Source organism: Dactylosporangium sucinum, from assembly GCF_014647515.1.
GTDB classification, from domain to species: domain Bacteria; phylum Actinomycetota; class Actinomycetes; order Mycobacteriales; family Micromonosporaceae; genus Dactylosporangium; species Dactylosporangium sucinum.
Window position 1 is genome coordinate 16,939 of sequence record NZ_BMPI01000084.1, and the last position, 16,450, is coordinate 33,388.

At 73.6% G+C, this 16,450-nt stretch carries 16 protein-coding genes; 6 read left to right on the forward strand and 10 right to left on the reverse strand.

Annotated features, from left to right (window positions below; genetic code table 11):
• Positions 1–173 precede the first annotated feature (173 nt).
• Together IEZ31_RS48500 and IEZ31_RS48505 are read left to right on the forward strand one after the other, a co-directional pair.
• A complete protein-coding gene (locus IEZ31_RS48500) occupies positions 174–1,664 on the forward strand; it encodes an NsdA family TPR-like regulatory protein (protein ID WP_190256914.1) in 1,491 nt (496 codons plus the stop codon).
• Between the two features lie 256 nt (positions 1,665–1,920).
• Positions 1,921–2,985, forward strand: a complete 1,065-nt coding sequence (locus IEZ31_RS48505) for a polyprenyl synthetase family protein (RefSeq protein ID WP_190256915.1) — start codon at positions 1,921–1,923, stop codon at positions 2,983–2,985.
• On the opposite strand, the gene IEZ31_RS48510 is transcribed toward IEZ31_RS48505, so the two are convergent.
• Genes IEZ31_RS48510 through IEZ31_RS48520 form a run of 3 tightly spaced genes read right to left on the reverse strand, consistent with a single transcriptional unit; the run spans position 2,945 to position 3,923 of the window.
• The gene (locus tag IEZ31_RS48510; protein ID WP_190256916.1) at positions 2,945–3,265 is read right to left on the reverse strand and encodes a lycopene cyclase domain-containing protein; all 321 of its coding nucleotides are present in this window, start codon (positions 3,263–3,265) and stop codon (positions 2,945–2,947) included. The genes IEZ31_RS48505 and IEZ31_RS48510 overlap by 41 nt on opposite strands.
• A complete protein-coding gene (locus IEZ31_RS48515; RefSeq protein ID WP_190256917.1) occupies positions 3,262–3,576 on the reverse strand; it encodes a lycopene cyclase domain-containing protein in 315 nt (104 codons plus the stop codon). The genes IEZ31_RS48510 and IEZ31_RS48515 overlap by 4 nt, the downstream gene beginning before the upstream one ends.
• A complete protein-coding gene (locus tag IEZ31_RS48520) occupies positions 3,576–3,923 on the reverse strand; it encodes an Rv2175c family DNA-binding protein (protein ID WP_190256918.1) in 348 nt (115 codons plus the stop codon). Before IEZ31_RS48520 ends, IEZ31_RS48515 begins: the two co-directional genes overlap by 1 nt.
• Positions 3,924–3,977: 54 nt before the next feature.
• Between IEZ31_RS48520 and IEZ31_RS48525 the strand changes: the two genes are divergently transcribed.
• From IEZ31_RS48525 to IEZ31_RS48535, 3 genes are read left to right on the forward strand one after another with little or no spacing between them, the layout of a single operon-like run.
• Positions 3,978–4,601 carry a hypothetical protein gene (locus IEZ31_RS48525; RefSeq protein WP_190256919.1) on the forward strand — a complete coding sequence of 208 codons (624 nt, stop codon included), beginning with the start codon at positions 3,978–3,980 and terminating at the stop codon, positions 4,599–4,601.
• Positions 4,602–4,635: 34 nt separating this feature from the next.
• Positions 4,636–6,600, forward strand: coding sequence for a Stk1 family PASTA domain-containing Ser/Thr kinase (gene pknB / locus IEZ31_RS48530; RefSeq protein WP_190256920.1), 1,965 nt, complete (start codon positions 4,636–4,638; stop codon positions 6,598–6,600).
• Complete coding sequence (locus IEZ31_RS48535; protein WP_190256921.1) at positions 6,600–7,466, forward strand: deoxyribonuclease IV; 867 nt, start codon at positions 6,600–6,602, stop codon at positions 7,464–7,466. Before pknB ends, IEZ31_RS48535 begins: the two co-directional genes overlap by 1 nt.
• Positions 7,467–7,560: 94 nt before the next feature.
• Here the strand turns inward: IEZ31_RS48535 and IEZ31_RS48540 are convergent, their stop codons facing one another.
• The 4 genes from IEZ31_RS48540 to IEZ31_RS48555 form a co-directional block, all read right to left on the reverse strand.
• A complete protein-coding gene (locus IEZ31_RS48540; protein WP_190256922.1) occupies positions 7,561–8,592 on the reverse strand; it encodes a threonine aldolase family protein in 1,032 nt (343 codons plus the stop codon).
• The gene (locus tag IEZ31_RS48545; RefSeq protein WP_190256923.1) at positions 8,585–9,979 is read right to left on the reverse strand and encodes a class II 3-deoxy-7-phosphoheptulonate synthase; all 1,395 of its coding nucleotides are present in this window, start codon (positions 9,977–9,979) and stop codon (positions 8,585–8,587) included. The genes IEZ31_RS48540 and IEZ31_RS48545 overlap by 8 nt, the downstream gene beginning before the upstream one ends.
• 443 nt (positions 9,980–10,422) lie before the next feature.
• Entirely contained in the window at positions 10,423–11,802 is a 1,380-nt protein-coding gene (gene lpdA, locus IEZ31_RS48550) for a dihydrolipoyl dehydrogenase (RefSeq protein WP_190256924.1), read from the reverse strand.
• Positions 11,799–12,770: a magnesium transporter CorA family protein gene (locus tag IEZ31_RS48555; RefSeq protein ID WP_190256925.1), complete on the reverse strand. Its 972-nt coding sequence runs from the start codon at positions 12,768–12,770 to the stop codon at positions 11,799–11,801. The genes lpdA and IEZ31_RS48555 overlap by 4 nt, the downstream gene beginning before the upstream one ends.
• 28 nt (positions 12,771–12,798) lie before the next feature.
• On the opposite strand from IEZ31_RS48555, the gene IEZ31_RS48560 reads away from it, so the two are divergent.
• The gene (locus IEZ31_RS48560) at positions 12,799–13,575 is read left to right on the forward strand and encodes a thioesterase family protein (protein ID WP_190256926.1); all 777 of its coding nucleotides are present in this window, start codon (positions 12,799–12,801) and stop codon (positions 13,573–13,575) included.
• Positions 13,576–13,625: 50 nt separating this feature from the next.
• Here the strand turns inward: IEZ31_RS48560 and IEZ31_RS48565 are convergent, their stop codons facing one another.
• From IEZ31_RS48565 to IEZ31_RS48575, 3 genes are all read right to left on the reverse strand, one after another.
• On the reverse strand, positions 13,626–13,922 hold the full coding sequence (locus tag IEZ31_RS48565; RefSeq protein WP_190256927.1) for a hypothetical protein: 297 nt from the start codon (positions 13,920–13,922) through the stop codon (positions 13,626–13,628).
• 94 nt (positions 13,923–14,016) lie between these two features.
• Complete coding sequence (locus IEZ31_RS48570; RefSeq protein WP_190256928.1) at positions 14,017–15,876, reverse strand: endonuclease/exonuclease/phosphatase family protein; 1,860 nt, start codon at positions 15,874–15,876, stop codon at positions 14,017–14,019.
• On the reverse strand, positions 15,839–16,441 hold the full coding sequence (locus IEZ31_RS48575; RefSeq protein WP_190256929.1) for a winged helix-turn-helix domain-containing protein: 603 nt from the start codon (positions 16,439–16,441) through the stop codon (positions 15,839–15,841). The genes IEZ31_RS48570 and IEZ31_RS48575 overlap by 38 nt, the downstream gene beginning before the upstream one ends.
• Positions 16,442–16,450 lie beyond the last annotated feature (9 nt).

Consider the following 16,450-nt stretch of genomic DNA (forward strand, 5'->3'; position numbering starts at 1 on the left):
CGACTGTAGTGCCCGCCGCCCCCGCGCCGGCACCTCCGGTGCGCCGAATCCTGTCGTACCTCGGCGGTAGAACTGTGGCCGGACGCTCATCGGCGCGGGGTTGCCGCCGCGATGCCTCGCCGCACCGACGGGCCGCCCGGGGGTCGCTGCCTTCCAGGAAAGGAGCGTGTCTCATGGTGCCCGATCCCATGGTGCCCGACGAGGGCGAGCCGCTGGGTCTCCTGCTGACCCGGCGCCGGCTGGAGCTGGGCCGCTCCCAGCTCCGCCTGGCCGAGCAACTCTGCGCCGCCTCCGGCGTCGCGACCATCACCCGTCACGAGGTCTCGCGCTGGGAGCGCGAGGACCGGGTGCCGACCGGCACCTGGCTGGCCTGGCTCGCGCTGGTCCTGGAGACGCCGCTCGGCGCCCTGGAGCGGGCGGCCGCCCGCTCCCGGTCCCGCCGCGCCGGACCGGCGGCGCCGCGCTCCCCCGCACCGCCCGCCCCCACATCCGCCCCGGCGGCGGCCCCGGCCCCGGCCACGACCCTGGCGGCGGCCCCGGCAGCGGCTACAGCCCCGGCTACAGCGGCGGCGACCTCGAGCCCGGCGGCGGCCCGGGCGGCGGCTCCGGCAGCGGCGGCGGCCGCGCGCCCGGCCCCGGCCCTGGCTGCGGGCGGCGCGGTCCGCATCGCCGAGCTGCGCCGGATGGACGACCTGCTGAGCGGGCCCGAGCTGGCCGCGGCGGTCGGCACCGCCCTCCGCGCGGCGATCCGGGAGGCGACCGCCCGGCGCAGCGACGACCGGCACCCGCGCGATGCCCTCACCCACGTCGCCGAGCTGCTGCAGCTCTCCGCCTGGGTCACCGCCGACCACACGCTCGCCGAGGGCACCGCGCTGCTCCACCGCGGCGTCCGGCTGGCCTTGGCCGCCGGGCACCGCACGCTCGCCGGCCACCTGCTCGGCTGCCTGGCCCAGCTCCGCGCCGAGGCCGCCCTCCGGCCGGCCGGCACCGCCAGCCATCCCCGCCCTCCCGGAGCCGCCGGCCTTCCCGGAGCCGCCGGCCTTCCCGGAGCCGCCGGCCTTCCCGGAGCGGCGCGGTCGGCGCTGCGGCTGGCGCGGGCCGGGCGGCGGATCGCGGCGCCGGCCGACGCGGGGACGTCGGCGGTGCTGTGGCTGCGGGAGGGGTATGCGGCGGCCGTGGCCGGCGAGCGCCGCGCCTGCGACGAGGCCCTGGCCGCGGCCGAGCGCGCCCACGCCCGGCGCGACCCGGCGCTGGACGCCCCCTGGGCGTACTGGCTGGACGACGCCCACCTCGCCGCCGCCTCCGGCCGCTGCCTCGCCGTCCTCGGCCGGGGCCGCCCGGCCGTGCCGTTCCTCGAACGGGCGCTGGCGGCCAGGTCCGTGCGCTTCCGCGCGGCCGGTCTCACCGCGGCGGCGCTGGCCCGGGCCCACGTCGCCGCCGGCGACCTGGACGCGGCCTGCGCCGCGGCCCGCACGGCCCTGCTCGCCTGCGTGCGATCCGGCTCCGCCCGCGCCCTGCACGACCTGCGCGCCATCGAACCGGCGCTGCGCCGCGCGACCGCGTACGGCGACTACGCCGAGCTGGCCGGGTCCGCCCGCCCCTGCCTCCCGCAACCACCGCCACCAGCACGCCCGCCCCGCCCCGCAACCCGTGCCACCGCCTGACACACCCACGACCCCGGCCCGCCCGACCGAATGCCCGCCGGGCCGCCTTCGGCTGGGGGCCGGGCACTGATCCCGGACGTTCCTGGGTCGTATGTGACTGGAAACGTCCACGATCATGAACGCCCCCCAGCCGACGGCAAGGAGTCCGGCCGGAAGCGCCGACATGTCGCATTCGTCCACGGCACCGCCGGCGAGGTGAGCGGGGGCCAAACCGGCGAGTCGGCAATCGGTCCGGGTTGGGGCTAGCGTCATCGCCGTGACGCACCCCTTTCTTGACCGGGTCGACCTCCGCGGCCGGGTGCAGGACGCCCTGCGGCGGTTCCTGGAGCGGCGGCGGGCCCGGCTGACCGAGATCGAGACCGTCGCGCTCGCGCCGGTCGCCGACGCCATCGACGCGCTGGTGCTCGGGGGTGGCAAGCGGCTGCGGCCGGCGTTCGCCTACTGGGGGCACCGCGGGGCCGGCGGGGCCGACTGCGACGAGGTCGTCGCGGCCGCTGCGGCGCTCGAGCTGGTGCAGGCCAGCGCCCTCATCCACGACGACGTGATGGACGGGTCGGAGACCCGGCGCGGGGAGCCCGCCGTGCACCGGCGGTTCGCGAAGCTGCACGCGGAGGCCGGCTGGCGCGGCGACGCCACCGGGTTCGGGACGGCGGCGGCGATCCTGCTCGGCGACCTGTGCCTCGTGTGGTCCGACGAGATGCTGCACACGAGCGGGGTCGACCCGCTGGTGGTCGCGCGGGCCCGGCCCGTGTTCGACGAGATGCGCACCGAGGTGACCATCGGGCAGTACCTCGACGTGCAGACCCAGGCCACCGGCGACACGTCGGTCGAGCGGGCGAGCCTGGTGGCGCGGTTCAAGTCGGCGAAGTACACGATCGAGCAGCCGCTGCTCTTCGGCGCGGCGCTGGCGGGGGCGCCGGCCGGGCTGGTCAAGGCCTACTCGGCGTTCGGGCTGCCGCTCGGCGAGGCCTTCCAGCTGCGCGACGACGTGCTCGGCGTGTTCGGCGACCCGCAGGTGACCGGCAAGCCGGCCGGCGACGACCTGCGGGAGGGCAAGCGGACCTACCTGGTGGCCGCCGCGCTGGAGCGGCCGGAGGGGAAGGTCCTCGGCGCGCGGCTCGGCGACCCCGCCCTCGACGCCGCCGGCGTGGCCGAGCTGCGGGAGGTGATCGTGCGGACCGGGGCGCTGGAGCGCACCGAGCAGCGGATCGCCGCGCTCACCGGCACCGCGCTGGCGGCGCTCGCGAGCGCCGAGGTGACCGACGAGGCGCGCGAGGTGCTCACCGGTCTCGCCCAGGCCGCCACCCAGCGGACCGGGTAGGCAGCCACGTCCAGACCGACAGCGTCGCCAGGATCAGCGCGAAGCCGAAGGCGAGGTCCTCGACGGGGGCGTGCACCAGGCGTACCCCCAGAATCGCCCCGGGATCGTAGCGCACCACGCCCCGCCCGGTGAGGATCCCGTTCGAGAGCAGCTGGAAGCCCAGGATGATCGGGTACGCGCACCAGAACACCCGCCCGAGGACCAGGCGGGTGCGCAGGACGAGGACGTCGAGCAGGACGGCCGCCACCACCCCGGCGGCGGCCGCCATCGTGTAGGTCATCGGCGCGACCAGCGCAGCAGCGTCTGCCGCGTCGCCTCGAAGCCCAGGATCGCGCACAGCGGCACCACGACGAAGAACAGGACCTCCTCCAGCGGCAGCCCGCCCGGGAACACCACGCCGACGAGCTGGCGGGGGTCGAAGGTCCAGTGCCCGGCGCGGATGGCGAGCAGGTCCCAGACCACGAAGACGGCGGCGACCGGCGCGATGGTGAGCACGAGCCGCCGAACCTGGCGCAGGACGCCGACCTTGAGCAGCGGCTCCAGCCACAGCGCGCCGGCCAGGCAGCCGCCCAGCACCAGCAGGTAGGTCATCAGAAGCCCAGCGCCTGCGCGCGCCGCTTGACCTCGGTCGCCCGGTTGCCGCGCAGCGCCTCGGCCGGGGTACCGGGCAGGGACTCGTCGGCGGTGTACAGCCACCGCAGCGCCTCATCGTCGTTGTACCCAGCGTCCAACAACAGCGTGAGCACGCCCGGAAGGTGCTTCACCACGGCGCCTTCCATGATGAAGTCCGCCGGGACGCGCAGCACGCCCCGCTCCCGGACGGCGATCAGTGCGTGGTCGCGGACCAGCTGATGCACCCGGTTCACCGGGATGCCGAGGCGTTCGGCGACGTCGGGGACGGTCAGCCACTCGGCGGGCCCTACAGGTAGTTCGGTCACCCCAACACAGTGCCATGTCCACGGACGTGACACGAAGACAGGAAGGCAACGGCTGTGGCGCTCTGGCACAAGGTCCGCCGGGAGCTCGCGGGGGCCTGGCGTTCCGCGCGGTACGACGTGACCCGACACCGCCGGCGGCGCCTCATGGTGCGGCTCGCGGGCGCGGAGACGGCCGAGTTCGGCCCGCGCGGCCACCGCGGGCTGCACGTCGCGAAGCGCCCGCCACGGCGGATCGCGGCCGGCGCCGGGGTCGCCCTGCTGGTGGCCGGCGGCGCGGCCGGCACGTACCTGGCGGTGGCCGGCAGCCTGACGGCGCTCAGGCCCGGCCCGGCGCAGCCGCCGGCGGCGCAACCGGCGGCGCCCGCTCCGGCGACGGCCACGGTGCCGGTACCGCGGACGAACCCGCTGCCCAACCCGACGCAGCCCCGGCCGCAGGTGCGGCGCACGACCCCGAAGCAGGTCATCGCGTTGCCGCCGATCGGCCAGCCGCAGCCGGTGCCCACCACGAACGAGCCGGAGAGCACCCTGACCCCGTCGCCGAGCCCGAGCGAGTCCAGCCCGTCTCCGTCACCTTCCGTGCGCGACGTATCGCCCAGTAGTAGCGCCTCAAAGCACCCGAAATGGGGACAACAAGGTGACGAGGGCGCCGCGTCGGGCCAATCCGGCGCTGGGCGCTGAGGTTTCGGCCTCACCAGCCGTACACTCGCAGCCGATGGATACCACGGTCGCCGATCCACTGCTCGGTGCGCTTCTCGACGGGCGCTACCGCGTTCGCTCGCGTGTCGCCAAGGGCGGCATGGCGACGGTCTACACAGCGCTCGACGAGCGCCTGGAGCGCACGGTCGCGCTGAAGATCATCCATCCCGCGCACTCGCGGGACCCGCAGTTCGTCGACCGCTTCACCGACGAGGCGAAGACGATCGCGCGGCTGACCCACCCGAACGTGGTCGCCGTCTACGACCAGGGCAACCACCAGGGCCTGCCCTATCTCGTGATGGAGTACGTGCGCGGCCGCACGCTGCGCGAGGTGCTGGCCGAGCGGCGCCGCCTGCAGCCGCAGGAGGCCCTCGCGATCATGGAGCAGATGCTCGCCGCGATCGCCGCCGCGCACCGGGCCGGGCTCGTGCACCGCGACGTCAAGCCGGAGAACGTGCTGGTCGCGGAGGCGCCGGGCGACACGCACAACCTCATCGACGGCGTGGTCAAGGTCGCCGACTTCGGGCTGGCCCGGGCCGTCGAGGCGAGCGCCGACGAGACCGGGTCGCACCTCATGGCCACCGTCGCCTACGTGGCGCCCGAGCTGGTCACCGACGGGCACGCCGACCCGCGCACCGACGTCTACTCGGCCGGCATCGTGCTGTTCGAGATGCTCACCGGGCGGGTGCCCTACGAGGCCGACCGCCCCGTCGAGGTGGCCTGGCAGCACGTCGACCGCGACGTGCCGTTCCCCTCGCGGTACGTGCCGGGGCTCCCGACCGCCGTCGACGACCTCGTCGCGCGGGCCACCCGCCGCGACCCCGGCGCCCGGCCGACCGACGCGGGCGCGCTGCTCGCCGAGGTGCAGGCGTGCCGGGACGACATCGGCGTCGAGCTCGCCACCCGGTCGCGGCCGCTGGCCCAGCCGACCGTGGTCGTGCCCCGGGTCGAGTCGGTCCCGCAGACGTACCAGTCGCAGCCGCAGCAGCGGCCCTCGTGGGCCCGCCTCCCCGGCGGCGGCCCGGCCCAGCCGCCGGCCCGGCGCCGCCGCGCGCCCGAGCCCAGCGGCCCGGGCGGCAAGCTCAACGAGCTCATGGCGCAGATCAACGCCAACCCGCGGACCCGCCTGACGGTGATCGCGGCGATGCTGACGGTCGGCCTGCTCGTGGCCATCGGTGGATACTGGCTCGGCGTCGGCCGCTACACCGACGCGCCCGACCTCCGGCAGTACAACCGCGACCAGATCGTCGAGATGGCCCGCGCCAACGGCTTCAAGGTCCAGTTCGCCGAGCCGAAGTTCGACGCATCGGTACCCAAGGACAAGGTGCTCGTCCAGGACCCCGGCCCCGGCGGGCGCATCCTCGACGGCGGCACCATCACGATCACGCTCTCGCTCGGCCCCGAGGTCTACAAGGTGCCGGACATCGCCGGCAAGGAGTACGACCTGGCGCTGGTCGACCTGCAGGCCATGAAGCTCACCGGCACCCGCGCCGACAAGTATGACGACGCCGTGCCGCCCGGCTACGTGGTCGACACCGAGCCGAAGATCGGCACGCAGGTCAACCCCGGCTCGGCCGTCAAGGTTTTCGTCAGCGTGGGCCCCAACCCGGTCAAGGTGCCGCTGCTCATCGGCAAGCAGCTGGAGGCGGCCAAGCAGGAGCTGTCGAAGGTCCACATCCAGCTCGGCCGGGTCGAGGAGGTCGAGAGCGACAAGCCCAAGAACGAGGTCGTCTCGCAGAGCATCGGCGACGGCAACAGCGTCACCGACGGCATGGTCATGGACGTGCAGATCTCGAAGGGCCCGGCGATGGTCACCGTGCCGCGGGTCATCGACATGCAGCTCCAGGACGCGCGCAAGACGCTCGAGGACATGGGCTTCAAGGTCGACTCGCAGGGCTTCGGCACGGTCCGCCAGCAGGACCCGCAACCGGGCACGGCGGTGCCCCCCGGCACCACGATCCGCCTGTTCGCGTTCTTCTGATGACGGCGGCGCCGATCGGCGGGCACGCGCCCGCCGCCGGCGGCCTGGCCAAGGCCGCGCTCCGCTACGTCGACCGCACCGGCGCCACGGCGGTCCAGGTCTACGTCAGCAACCCGCGCGGCTGGGCCCGCACGGCCGGCGACCCGAAGCAGGACGAGGCGTTCCTCAAGGGCTGCGCCGAGCAGGGTGTGACCGCCTACGTCCACGCGGCCCTGCTGGTCAACCTGGGCTCCCCCACCGAGGCCACGGTGGCGAACTCGCTCGCGACCCTGGAGCACGCCCTGCGCCGCGGCAAGGAGATCGGCGCCCGCGGCGTGGTCTTCCACGCGGGCTCGGCGGTCGACGCCGCGCACACCGCCACGGCATTCGCGACGGTACGGGCCGAGCTCGTCCCCCTGCTGGACCGCGCCGAGCGGGAGGGCTGGCCGCCCCTCCTGGTCGAACCGAGCGCGGGCGGCGGCCGCGCCCTGGCCTCGCGGGTGGAGCACCTGGCCGACTACCTGGCGGCGGCGGACCACCACCCGCACCTGGGCGTCTGCTTCGACACCTGCCACGCGTGGGCGGCCGGCCACGACCTGGCCACCCCCGGCGGCATGACGGCGACGCTGGACGCCCTGGTGGAGGCGGTCGGCGAGCGCCGCCTGCGCCTGATCCACGCCAACGACTCGAAGGACGCGTGCGGCTCGACCCGCGACCGCCACGAGTCCCTGGGCAAGGGCACGATCGGCGCCGCGGCGTTCGCGGAGCTGCTGGGCCACCCGGCGGCGCGGGGTGTCCCGCTGATCGTGGAGACTCCGAGCGGCGCTGACGCCGCCGAGCACGCGGCGGACATGGCGCTGCTCCGCGCCTCCGCCCCTACTGCCTAGCGCGGGGCCCGCTCATGATCGTTGGAAGCATCTGGCTGTCGGGGCAGCCAAATGCTTCCCTTGATCATGGAACGCCCGGGCGGCGCGGGGCGCGTCAGGCCAGCAGCGTCGGCAGGACCGCTTCCGCGTGCGCGATGCCCTCGCCGGTCTGGTCCAGGTGCGTCACCAGACGGACCAGGCGCGGTCCCAGCACCGACGTCAGGATCCCCCGCTCCCGGGCCGCCGCGGCGAACGCCGGCCCGTCCAGGGAAGCCTTCGTCAGGTCCAGCGGCACGATGTTCGTACGGATCTGGGCCGGGTCCACCACACCGGCCGGGGCCAGGGCCTCGGCCAGGCGGCGGGCCCGCGCGTGGTCGTCGGCCAGGCGGGCGATGTTGTTGCGGAGTGCGTACAGGCCGGCGGCGGCCAGGATGCCCGCCTGGCGCATGCCGCCGCCGAGCCGCTTGCGCAGCTTGCGGGCCGCGGCGATGTGCGAGGCCGAGCCCACCACGAGCGAGCCGACCGGCGCGCCGAGGCCCTTCGAGAGGCACACCGACAGGGTGTCGAAGAGCGCGCCGTACTCCGCCAGGGACACCCCGTCGGCCACGTGCGCGTGCCAGATGCGCGCGCCGTCGCAGTGCAGGTGGACGCCGTAGCGGTCGGCCACCGAGCGCAGGTCCTGCAGCGTGGACAGCGGGATGACCCCGCCGCCGCCGCGGTTGTGGGTCTGCTCGACGGCGACCGCGCGGGTGGGGACGGCGACGAAGCCCTCCGGGCGGATCATCGACTCGACCGCGGCCACGTCGACAGCCGCGCCGACGGCCGGCCAGGTGCGGGTGGAGATCCCGCTCAGGGCGGCCGCGGCGCCGATCTCGTCGCTCACGATGTGCGCGGCGGCGTCGCAGAGCAGCTCGTCGCCGCGCGGGACGGCGAGCTGCAGCGCGATCTGGTTGGCCATCGTGCCGCTCGGGGCGAACAGCGCGGCCTCGTGCCCGAAGAGCGCCGCGACCTCGGCCTGCAGCTCGTGGATCGTCGGGTCCTCGTCGAAGACGTCGTCCCCGACGAGCGCCGACGCCATCGCCTCCCGCATCGCGGGCGACGGCTTGGTGAGCGTGTCCGACCGGAAGTCGACGACCGGGTCAGCCACGCAGCATCTCCGCCACGAGGAAGGCCAGCTCCAGCGACTGCTGGGTGTTGAGGCGCGGGTCGCACGCGGTCTCGTACCGGCCCGGGAGGTCCTCGTCGACGATGGCCTGGGCGCCGCCGAGGCACTCGGTGACGTCCTCGCCGGTCAGCTCGACGTGCAGGCCGCCGGGGTGGGTCTGCAGCGCGCGGTGCACCTCGAAGTACCCGAGCACCTCGTCGACGATCCGGTCGAAGTGCCGGGTCTTGTACCCGTTCGACGACTCGTGCGTGTTGCCGTGCATCGGGTCGCACTGCCACACGACCCGGCAGCCGGCGGCGGTGACCTTCTCGACGATCGGCGGAAGCGTGTCGCGGACCTTGGTGCTGCCCATGCGGGCGACGAACGTGAGCCGGCCCGGGACGTTGTTCGGGTTGAGCTTCTCGAACAGCTCGATGGCCTGCTCCGGCGTCGTGGTCGGGCCGAGCTTCACGCCGATCGGGTTGGCGATGCGCGACATGAAGTCGACGTGCGCGCCGTCGATCTGCCGGGTGCGCTCGCCGATCCACAGGAAGTGCCCGGACAGGCCGTAGGGCTTGCCGCCGGCGATACGCGCGAGCGGCCGTTCGTACTCCAGGGCGAGCGCCTCGTGCGAGCAGTACAGGGTCACCGTGCGCAGCGCCTCGTCGTCGTTGACCCCGCAGGCCTGCATGAACCGCAGCGCCCGGTCGATCTCACGGGCGATCGCCTCGTACCGCTGCCCCGCCGGCGAGGTCACCACAAAGCCTTTGTTCCAGTCGTGTACCGCATGCAGGTCGGCCATCCCGCCGCCGAGATACGCCCGCAGCATGTTCATCGCGCTGGACGAGTTGGCGTAGGCGCGGACCATCCGCTGCGGATCGGCCACGCGGGCCTGCGGGTCCTGGTCCAGCGAGTTGATCATGTCGCCGCGGTACGCCGGGAGACCCAGCGAATCGAGGGGCGCGGAACGCGGCTTGGTGAACTGGCCGGCCACCCGGCCGATCTTGATGACCGGCAGCGAGGCACCGTACGTGAGCACGACGGCCATCTGCAGGAGCGTCCGCGCGTTGGCGAGCACGTGCGCCTCGGTGTTGTCGGCGAACGTCTCGGCGCAGTCGCCGCCCTGCAGCATGAACGCCTTGCCGTCGGCGACGAGGGCGAGCCGCTCGCGCAGCTGATCAACCTCGTACGGCGCGACGATCGGCGGCACCGACGACAGCAGCGAGCCGACCTCGTCGACGGCCGCCTGGTCGGGCCACGGCGGCACCTGCGCGCGGGGCATGGTGCGCCACCGGTCGAGGCCGAACTCGTCGTCGTCCTGGTTGCCCGGGACGGCCGCGCGGGAGATCTCCGGACCGGGGTAAGTGAAGTGGTGCCACTCCTGCCGCATGAGCCAAAGCGTAGCGACTGTGCGGCCGGGGGTGACCGTCGCCATCCCGCCCTTCTCACGCCCCGGGACCACCCACCTCCCACCCACCCCTCCCCCGCGATCTTGGAGTTGTGGTCCCGAAATGTCGGGCATGGTCGCACAAAACAGGCACCACAACTCCAAGATCGACGCAGCCCGGACGGCGCGAGCACGGCGCGGCGCGGGAAGGGCGGCGCGGGAGGGGCGGCGCGGGAGGGGCAGGCGCGGAGCGGCGCGAGGCGCGGCGCGGGAGGGGCAGGCGCGGAGCGGCGCGGCGCGGGAGGCCGGCGCGGTGCCGGCGGGCAGGGCGCAGGCGCGCCCAGGCGGGCGGCGCGGCGCGAGGCTGGCGGGCGGCGCGAAGCGGACGGCGCGGCGCAAAGCGGACGGCGCGGCACCAAGCGCGCCGCCCGCGTGGGCTCGCCGGGTCACATGTTGATCATGTGGCCGCTGAGGCCGTGGATCGCCTCCTTGACCGCCTCGCCGAGGGTCGGGTGGGCGTGGACGTTGCGGGCCACCTCGTGCACCGTCAGGTCCCACTGCTGGGCCAGGGTCAGCTCCGGCAGCAGCTCGGTGACCTCGGGCCCGATCAGGTGGCCGCCGAGCAGCTCGCCGTACTTCTGGTCGCTGATCAGCTTCACGAAGCCGGTCGTGTCGCCCAGGCCGTGGGCCTTGCCGTTGGCCGTGAACGGGAACTTGGCCACCTTGACGTCGTAACCGCGATCGCGGGCCTGCGCCTCCGTGTACCCGAAGCTGGCGATCTGCGGCTGGCAGTACGTCGCGCGCGGGATCATCACGTAGTCCAGCTCCATCGTCTCGGCGCCCGCGATGGTCTCGGCCGCGATGATGCCCATCGACTCGGCGGCGTGCGCGAGCATCAGCTTCGCCGTCACGTCACCGATCGCGTAGATGTGCGGCACGTTGGTGCGCAGCCGGCCGTCGACCGCGATCGCGCCCCGGTCGGTGAGCGCCACGCCGGTCTTCTCCAGCCCGTAGCCCTCGACGCGCGGCTGGAAGCCGATCGCCTGCAGGAGCTTGTCCGCCTCCAGCACCCGCGTCGACCCGCCCGACGACACCGTGACCCGCACGCCCGAGCCGCTCTCGGCGACCGACTCGACGCGGGTCGAGGTGAGCACGGTGATGCCGAGGCGCTTGTACCGCTTGGCGAGCTCGGCCGACACGTCCTCGTCCTCGAGCGGCACCACCCGGTCGAGGAACTCGACGACGGTGACCTTCACGCCGTAGTTGTGCAGCACGTACGCGAACTCGACGCCGATCGCGCCGGCGCCGGCGATGATGATCGAGGACGGCAGGTCCTCGGTCATGATCTGCTCCTCGTACGTCACCACCCGGTCGGACAGCGTGGTGCCGGGGAGCAGCCGCGTGGTCGCCCCGGTGGCGATGATGCAGTTGGCGAACGTGATGGTCTCGTCACCGACCCGCATCGTGTGGTCGTCCAGGAAGGTGCCGCGCACGCTGTACTGCTTGATCTCGTTCTTCTTCATCAGGTAGTGGACGCCCTTGACCCGGCCGTCGGCCACCTTGCGGCTGCGCTGGAACGCGGCGGAGTAGTCGAACGTGACGTCGCCCTGGATGCCGAAGGTCTTGGCCTCGGCGGTGAAGATGTGCGCCAGCTCCGCGTTGCGCAGCAGCGCCTTCGACGGGATGCAGCCGACGTTGAGACAGACCCCGCCCCAGTACTTCTCCTCGACGATGGCGGTGCGCAGGCCGAGCTGGGCGGCGCGTACGGCGGCGGTGTACCCGCCCGGCCCCGCGCCGAGGACGACGACGTCGAAGTGTTCAGTCATAGCCAATCCTTGCGTCTGAAGGCGATATACAGTCCGACGGACAAGATCACGATCAACACCGCCGATGTGACGAACCCCGCCTGCTTCTCGTACCCCGGGAAGGGCAGATTCTGCCCGTAGTAACCGGTAACAGCCGTGGGCACCGCGATGATGGCGGCCCAGCTGGTGACCTTCTTCATGATGTTGTTCATCCGGTTGCCCTGCACCGCCAGGTTGGACTCCAGGATGGTCGCGACGAAGTCGCGCAGGGACTCGGTGAACTCCGTCACGCGCAGCACGTGGTCGTAGAGATCGTGGAAGTACGGCATCATCTCGTCGCCGACGATGCCCTCGCGCGCCCGCATGAGGCCGTTGACCAGCTCGCGCATCGGCAGGACCACCTTGCGCATCCGGCCCAGGCTCTTGCGCAGCCGGAAGCTGCGCTGCTGCACCTGCCGGATCGCCTGCGGGGTCTCCTCGAACAGCCGGTCCTCCAGCGACTCGAGGGCCTCGTCGAGCGCCTGCACCGCGTCGTACTGCCCGTCGACGACGACGTCGAGCAGCCCGTGCACGAGCCAGGGGACGCCGTTGCCGGCCAGCTCGGCGGTGTCGTCCCAGCGCCGCACGACGGTGTCGATGTCGAACTCCGCCGCGTGCACGGTGATGAGCGCCTGCTTGGTCAGGAACGCGGACACCTCGTGGACGGCCAGGTCGCCCGACTCCGGGTCGAAGTCGATCGCGTACGCGTTGCAGTACAGATGCTGCGCGTAGTGCATGAGCTTGGGCCGTTCGTGCGGGGACAGCGCGTCCTCGATCGCGAGCTGGTGCAGGCCGAACTCCTCCTGCACCCGGTCGTAGTCGGCCTGCTTGGGATCGGTGAGATCGAGCCAGACCACCGAGTCGGCGGAGCGGAGATGCTCGGATATATCGTCGAGCGGGAAGTCCTCCGCTTCCAGCTCACCGTTGCGGTAGAGCCGCGTGCGCGCCATACCGCCATCAAACCAGAAGGAGGCCCGGGTGGCGGGATTCGCCGAGGCCACGACGATTCGCGACGGCGAGGTCGACCTGGATCCACAGTGGACCGTGGGCCCGCGCCCGCACGGTGGCTACCTGCTGGCTGTCCTGGCCCGCGCCGCCGGCTCCGAGCAGCACCCCGACCCCCTCTCGGCCAGCGCGGTCTACCTCTCCCCGCCCGACGTCGGCCCGGCCGCGGTGACCGTCGAGCGGCTGCGCGACGGCCGCTCCGCCAGCCAGGTGCGGGCCCGCCTGACCCAGAAGGACCGCACCTGCGTCGAGGCCCTCTTCACGCTCGGCCACCTCACGGACGGCCAGCGTGAGCAGCGCTGGGTGGAGAGCCCGCCGCCGGACGTCGCGCCGAGGCACCAGTTGTACCGAACGCCGGTGCGACCCCCGGGCTCGGAGGTGACCGTCAACATGCTCGACCTCGTCGACCAGCGCGTCGACTGGGACGGCGCCGGCGAGCACCCGGGCGACCTGCGCGGCTGGCTCAGCCTGCCGGAGGGCGAGGACTGGGACCCGATCTCGCTGCTCTACGCCGCCGACGCGTTCCCGCCGGCCACGTTCTCACTGGGCAGCACGGGGTGGGTGCCGACGCTGGAGCTCACGGCGTACATCCGCGGCGTTCCCGCCCCGGGCCCGCTGCGCGTCCGGCAGCGCGCCCGCCTGCTCTCCGACAGCCTGGTCGACCAGGTCTGCGAGATCTGGGACGCCGAGGGCCGGGTGGTCGTGCAGGCCACGCAGCTGGCCGCCTACCGCATTCCCGGCCGGTCGTGAAGGTGCCCCCCTGCGCAGCCGCGCAGGGGGGCACCCCTTCGGAGAGGAGGTTACCGCTTGACTCGTTGCTTCACGCTCTTGCTGGTCCTCCGCCACGCGTTGACGGCTCGCTGACGCGGCGTCGGGTGGGCCCGACGACGGCGTACGACCGTCACGACCGCCACCACGACGGTGGCGAGGCCGGCGGCGGCGGTGGCCAGCGTGACGGGTCGGCGCCGCGCCGTGGCCTTGGCCTGCTCGGCCAGCTCGGCCGACGTCTCCTTGGCGCTGGCGGCCCACTCACCGGCTGCGTCGCGCAGCCCGGTACGGGTGTCGGTCTGACTACCGTTCGCATGCGTCACGCTCATCGCTGCCCCTTTCTCTCTACGGTGGTGCATGCCCAATCCCGCCGTTCCCGAATCCCCGCGGCGGCACCCGGGTTCACGGATCGATGGGGCGGACCTACGTGAGGGTTGCGGCGATCAGGGCGTGGTCCGAGGTCACGGCGGTGCCCACCGTCACGGCGGTGCAGGTCAGGCCGTTCACCAGCATGTGGTCGATCTCCTTGGCCGGGGCGTCGGCCGGGAAGGTGCGCACCGGGCGGAACCGGGCGAAGCCGTCCGCCCAGCCCGCGTCCGCGAACGCGCGCAGCGCCGGGCCGCCGGGTTCGATGTTGAGGTCGCCGGCGATCACGGCCGGGTTGCCCTCCGCGAACCGCGTGGCGAACTCCGCGATCTCCCCCACCTGGACCAGCGGCTCGGCGTCGGGCGGGGGCTGGATGTGGGTCGACACCACGGCGAGCCGGCGGTCGCCGTACTCCACCAGGACGCCCAGCGCCTGGGCGCCCGTCGGAGCGCCGGCCCGGGAGAGGCGGATCGACTCCGAACGGACCACGGGGAGGTTGGTCATGACGGCGTCGCCCCAGTACTGGTCGGCGGCGGGAGCGAAGAGATAGCGCAGGCCCAGGCGGCGGGACAGCGCCTGCAGGTCGTCGTGGCCGCCGTTGAGCAGCCAGGCCCGGTCCACCTCCGACAGGACCACGACGTCCGGGTGCTGCTCGGCGATCGCCTTCGCCGCGGTGTCCGGGCGGAAGGTGCCGTCGAGGCCGAAGCCCATCCGGATGTTGTACGCGACCAGGCGCAGGCCGCCGGCCGAAGCGGCGCCGGCCGGGGCGGGGCGGAACGACACGCCGGCGAGGGGTACCGCCAGGCAGACGACGGCGGCGATCGCGGCGACGCGGAACGACAGCGCCGGGGAGTCGGCGGGCGCGGCGGAAGTCTCGGCCGGGCCGCGGATGAGGAACCAGGCCGGCACCGACGCGACCGCGACCGGGACCCAGAAGTTGGGGTAACCGATGTCGAACGCCGCGTAGTAACCGATCGCGCCCACCGCGAAGATCAGCATGCCGGTCAGCACCGGATAGCCGGACGGGCGCGGTGCCGGACGGCGGGCGGCGGCCAGCGCCGAGCCCAGGATCGAGGCGAGGAAGATCGGGACGACGGCGGTGGCGGCCCAGGAGCCCGTCGCCGGCTCGGGCCACGCCGCGAGCAGCGTCCCGAGCAGCAGGAACCCCGCCCGGCCCCAGCGCTCGACGGCCGACCAGTTGCTCCGCACGCTGAGCGACGAGATCAGGAAGGCCAGGACGGCGAGGCCGAACACCACCTGCGGCACGAACGGCGGCGGCTGGCCGACGACGCGGTCGTGCAGGCCGCCGAAGCCCATGGCGACGACCGGCGGGGAGAGGACGAACATCCCGGTCAGCAGCATCGCCGGACCGGCCAACAGCCAGCCGCCGCCGTGGGAGGGGTCGGGCGCGGGCTTCCAGCAGTACCAGAGGAATATCAGCGCCTCGATCAGCACCACCGGGGCGGCCCACCACCACGCCCGCCACGAGAGGTCGACCGTGTCCAGCGCCGCGTGCTGCAGCGCGGCGGCGGCGAGGCCGAGCGGCACGCCCGGGACCGCCGAACCGCCCCGCGCGGCCGTGGCCGCGAGCCACACGAGGCCGCAGAACAGGCCGGCGGAGGCGACGTACAGCTGCGGCTGCCCGCCGTGGACGAAGACCAGCGCGAGCCGGGCGGTCGCGAGCCCGGCGGCGGCGACGAACGAGACCCGCCGGGCGAACCGCACGAGCGCGAACGGCACCGCGAACCAGGCGAACGCGAACGCGCCCATCAGCTCGGCGGGGGTCGATGCCGCCTGACCGAAGATCGTGATGATCGACGGTAACCAGACCCGTAACAGGTCGACCAGCAGCAGGATCCCCGCGGCGAGCGCGAGGGTGTCAGTCCTCGCGAACGACGACCTGGACGGCGGCGTCATCGTCGAGACGATAGCCGACGCCGCGCACCGTGGCGATGATCCGTGCGGCGTCGCCGAGCTTGACCCGCAGCCGGCGCACGTGGACGTCGACCGTGCGCTCGGTGCCGACCATGTCGTAGCCCCACACCTGGCGCAGCAGCTGGGCGCGGCTGAACACGCGGCGCGGGTGCTCGCAGAGGAAGAGGAACAGATCGTACTCGCGGCGGGTCAGCGGGACCGGCGTGCCGTCCTGCAGGACCAGCCGGGAGCCGGTGCACAGGTACAGCGAGGGCGCGTCGGCCGTGGCCCGCCCGATCCGCTTGACCTTGGTGTCGTCGGCCGCCTCGGGCGCCGCCGCCGACTCGACCAGCCGCAGGTTGCGAGCCGGTGGCGCGGCGGACGGGGTGCGCTGCAGCGGGGCGTTGCGCTGGATCTGCTGGGTGGCCTGGGTGGCCGCCAGCGCTTCGAGGTCGTTGAGCAGCCGCGACGCCTCCGGTGGGAGCTCGTCGCCGGTGAGGGTGATGTGGACGGTGATGGTGACCACGGACTGGGCGGCCTCGGGCGCGCCGACAACTGATACAGGCATTTCGCTTTC

What these genes read in the sequence shown, in the direction of transcription:
- IEZ31_RS48500 (WP_190256914.1), top strand. Translation starts at nt 174, where the DNA reads ATGGTGCCCGATCCCATGGTGCCCGACGAGGGCGAGCCGCTGGGTCTC.
- IEZ31_RS48510 (WP_190256916.1), bottom strand. Translation starts at nt 3,265, where the DNA reads ATGACCTACACGATGGCGGCCGCCGCCGGGGTGGTGGCGGCCGTCCTG.
- IEZ31_RS48515 (WP_190256917.1), bottom strand. Translation starts at nt 3,576, where the DNA reads ATGACCTACCTGCTGGTGCTGGGCGGCTGCCTGGCCGGCGCGCTGTGG.
- pknB (WP_190256920.1), top strand. Translation starts at nt 4,636, where the DNA reads ATGGATACCACGGTCGCCGATCCACTGCTCGGTGCGCTTCTCGACGGG.
- IEZ31_RS48535 (WP_190256921.1), top strand. Translation starts at nt 6,600, where the DNA reads ATGACGGCGGCGCCGATCGGCGGGCACGCGCCCGCCGCCGGCGGCCTG.
- IEZ31_RS48545 (WP_190256923.1), bottom strand. Translation starts at nt 9,979, where the DNA reads ATGCGGCAGGAGTGGCACCACTTCACTTACCCCGGTCCGGAGATCTCC.
- lpdA (WP_190256924.1), bottom strand. Translation starts at nt 11,802, where the DNA reads ATGACTGAACACTTCGACGTCGTCGTCCTCGGCGCGGGGCCGGGCGGG.
- IEZ31_RS48555 (WP_190256925.1), bottom strand. Translation starts at nt 12,770, where the DNA reads ATGGCGCGCACGCGGCTCTACCGCAACGGTGAGCTGGAAGCGGAGGAC.
- IEZ31_RS48565 (WP_190256927.1), bottom strand. Translation starts at nt 13,922, where the DNA reads ATGAGCGTGACGCATGCGAACGGTAGTCAGACCGACACCCGTACCGGG.
- IEZ31_RS48570 (WP_190256928.1), bottom strand. Translation starts at nt 15,876, where the DNA reads ATGACGCCGCCGTCCAGGTCGTCGTTCGCGAGGACTGACACCCTCGCG.
- IEZ31_RS48575 (WP_190256929.1), bottom strand. Translation starts at nt 16,441, where the DNA reads ATGCCTGTATCAGTTGTCGGCGCGCCCGAGGCCGCCCAGTCCGTGGTC.